This window comes from Thiohalocapsa sp. (assembly GCF_019695415.1).
Taxonomy (GTDB): Bacteria; Pseudomonadota; Gammaproteobacteria; order Chromatiales; family Chromatiaceae; genus Thiohalocapsa.
In genome coordinates, this window is record NZ_JAIFKJ010000162.1 from 1 (window position 1) to 2,939 (window position 2,939).

A 2,939-nucleotide genomic window follows, 5' to 3' on the forward strand; every position below is an offset into this window, starting at 1 on the left:
CCCCTGGCCGCCGCGCCGTCTAGCCCGTCCCCGCCAGTGTTGCCCGGTGCCCATGCCGGGCGCCCGGCGTGGCCTCGAACCGCGTCCGCGCATGGGCCGGGGTGGTCGAGGGCAGACGCGGCCGCTGGATGCCGGCGTGCGGCTCGTCCAGTGTCGGCAGTACGCGGCGGCGGAACTCGCGCTCGGCGGTGCCGCCGTTGAAGGCGATGCAGTGGATGCTGGGATGCGCCGCGAGCAGCCCCGCGAAGTCGTTCACCTGCACCGTCTCCGGGCGGATGTCCGCATCCAGGCTGCCGGGCCGCGCACAGGCGGCGATGACGTCCCAGAGTGCGATGCGCTGCTCCCGCAGCGCCCGGGTGCGGCCCGCATAGCTCATCTCCACCGGCAGCCCAAGCAACTGCAGCATGATGGGCCAGAAGGCATTGCGCGGATGGCCGTAATACTGCTGTGCGGCGAGCGACGCCTCGCTCGGCATGGAGCCCAGGATCAGCAGCCGCGGCGCCTCCCCCAGCACCGGCGGAAAGGCGCGGCGGATGGGCAGCACAGGGGCATCCGGCCGGTTCATGCGCAGTGCGCTGTTGCGACTGGCGTCAGCTGCTGACGATCACCGCGACGCCGGCCACCATCAGCGCGCCCGCGGCCAGGTGCGAGCGCAGGCCCGTCTCCCCGAATACCAGCGCGCCGTAGAGGATGCCGAACAGCAGGCTGGTGCGCTTGACGGCCAGCATGTAGGCCACCTCCACCCGGGCGATGGCCAGGAAGTGCGTATAGGCCATGAGCCCATGCAGAGCGGCCACCGCCAGCACCGCCCGGGGCCGGCGCAGCAGCCCGCCGGGGCCGAAGAGCGCGAGCCGGAGGCTGGGGGACGCCGCGCCGGCCTTTTGCCCGATCCGCATCGGCAGCGCCCACACCAAGGGCATGGTGAGCCCCAGCACCAGGAAATAGAACGGCCCGAAGTGGCTCGCCGGCAGGTAGTCCAGTACTGCCTTGCCCATGGTGGCAGTAAAGCCGTAGATGAGCGCCACCAGCAGCATCATCCGCGAGCCCGGCTCCCAGAAGATCGCCGCCAGGGGGACCGCCCAGCTGCGCACATCCGCGAGCCTGGCATGGCGCACATTGAGCAGCCAGGCGCCGGCCACCACCAGCAGAACACCGAGAGCACCCAGCACCGACACCTGCTCCCCCAGCAGCCAATAGGCAATACCCAGCACGAACACCGGCGTGAAAGCGAGATAAGGCAGGGTCAGGGACAGCGGATGGTCGCGGATGGCGGCCATGTACAGCAGCATGGCCGCGATCTCCAACGGCAGCATGGCCGCGAGCCAGCCCCAGAAGGGCGCAGGCAGGCTCCAGGGCGCCGGCATACCGATGAGCAGGGGTGCAAGCAACAGCCCGCTCACGGAGAAGCGGACCACGCTGACTTCGGCCGCCGTGTAATCCCTGAGCCAGGCCTTGGTTGCAGCATCCGCGGACGCCAGGGCCGCCGCCGACAGCAGCGCGAGCAGGAGCCAGTCCATCTTGGGTGTCGGGTACAGCGGCGGGTGGCAGCGTCCGGCGGCGGGCGGACTCAGTGGTCGACGGGGTCGAAGGCATAGCCCAGCAGCTCGATGTCGCGGGCGAAACGTCGGGCCACCAGCTCCGCGGTGTCGGCGTCGTAATAGCTGCGGTAGTCCTGCGCTCGGTCCGTTGCCTGGCGTCGGTGCGGCAGCCGGATGTCCGTGAGTCCGATGCGCCGGCAGGCCTCGGCGAAGTCGTCATGCAGGCGCTCGTAGCGGCCGATAAAGTCCACCACGATGTCGCCGTGCAAGTCGATGAGATAGTCCGTCTGGAGCTCGATGGAGGTGTCCACATGGAACTGATACGGGCGGTCCGGGCCAAGCTTCCAGCGCAGAAAGCCCTCGAAATCCTCATGGCCGCCCAGAAACTGTGGGCGCTCCCGGCGGATATGGTGGAAGGAGCTGACTTGTAAGTCCCAGGGATTGCGCACGAAGGCGAATTTGAACAGCACCTCGAACCACTCCTTCGGCAGCAGCTCCTTGGCGGCAACGATCTTGGCATGCCGCGGCAGCTTCGTGGCGATGCGGTGCCCGCTCAGGTGGCTGAAGCGGCTGCACAGGAACATGGGCCAGTACCAGGGGTCCGCCCAGCGCTTGCCCTGCAACGCCGCACGCACGCTTGTGCCGCCGGTCTTGGCGATGTGCACGAACAGGAAGCGGTGTTTGGGCGACAGCAGCATGGGGCGTCATTGTAGCGCCTCGCCATGCGCGCGGCGGTGCGCCTGCCAGGGGTCCGCGAGGATCATATACCCCCCGCTGCAGTCCCGCTGGTGCGAGCTTCCATCGCTGACCAGGCTCGCGGAGCCTAAGACTGCTGCACCGCGAGGTAGCGGTAGCGCTCGGGATCAGGATCCTCGGACGGCGGACGGTCGTCTCCGGCATCGGGAAGCTCGCGGCGAAGCGCTCCCACAACGGTTTGCGCTTGGGCGCCTGGGCGGCGTCGCGATGCGCGTGTGCGAGTTGGGCCCATTCGCGCTGCGATATCGCCAAAGGACTTCTGGCAAGCCCGAGGTCCGCCAGTGCCTTTACCAGCTCACCGTTGCTCCGCCGCCAGTGCGGAAGCTGTGCGGCGATCCGACGTTGGCAAGTCAGGGCGGATAGCTCGAACATCAGGCGCAGGAAGTGGGGGTGGCTGCTTTTGGTGATGCGAGCGGCTGTGGCCATTGCGGCCATCAGCGGTGCGTTGATGGCGCCGGTACCACTCTCTTATCGGTCACGTGTTGACTTGGCTCCGGTATGTCGCACACGGGCAATGTTTGCCGCGAATGCTGGCAGGCGACGGGGTCGGAACAGCACTACCGGGTGTTCACGCATCCTGCCCCTAAGGTAGCGCCGATTGATTGGCGCTTCCCGTGCGGGGCAGGATGCCCCGCCATTTTCGGC

3 protein-coding genes are annotated in these 2,939 nt (G+C 68.2%); all 3 read right to left on the reverse strand.

The window, feature by feature from the left end:
• Window positions 1-19 precede the first annotated feature (19 nt).
• The 3 genes from I6U14_RS04320 to I6U14_RS04330 are packed head-to-tail and all read right to left on the reverse strand — an operon-like array spanning window position 20 to window position 2,236.
• Window positions 20-565 (reverse strand): DNA-deoxyinosine glycosylase, encoded by a 546-nt coding sequence (locus I6U14_RS04320; RefSeq protein ID WP_296897147.1) that lies wholly within the window; start codon window positions 563-565, stop codon window positions 20-22.
• Between the two features lie 25 nt (window positions 566-590).
• Window positions 591-1,517 carry a DMT family transporter gene (locus I6U14_RS04325; protein ID WP_296897148.1) on the reverse strand — a complete coding sequence of 309 codons (927 nt, stop codon included), beginning with the start codon at window positions 1,515-1,517 and terminating at the stop codon, window positions 591-593.
• A gap of 50 nt (window positions 1,518-1,567) precedes the next feature.
• Complete coding sequence (locus I6U14_RS04330; protein WP_296897149.1) at window positions 1,568-2,236, reverse strand: sulfotransferase family 2 domain-containing protein; 669 nt, start codon at window positions 2,234-2,236, stop codon at window positions 1,568-1,570.
• Between the last annotated feature and the right edge of the window lie 703 nt (window positions 2,237-2,939).

Excerpts from the sequence above, each read along its gene's own strand:
- I6U14_RS04320 (WP_296897147.1), bottom strand. The coding sequence starts at position 565 with ATGAACCGGCCGGATGCCCCTGTGCTGCCCATCCGCCGCGCCTTTCCG.
- I6U14_RS04325 (WP_296897148.1), bottom strand. The coding sequence starts at position 1,517 with ATGGACTGGCTCCTGCTCGCGCTGCTGTCGGCGGCGGCCCTGGCGTCC.
- I6U14_RS04330 (WP_296897149.1), bottom strand. The coding sequence starts at position 2,236 with ATGCTGCTGTCGCCCAAACACCGCTTCCTGTTCGTGCACATCGCCAAG.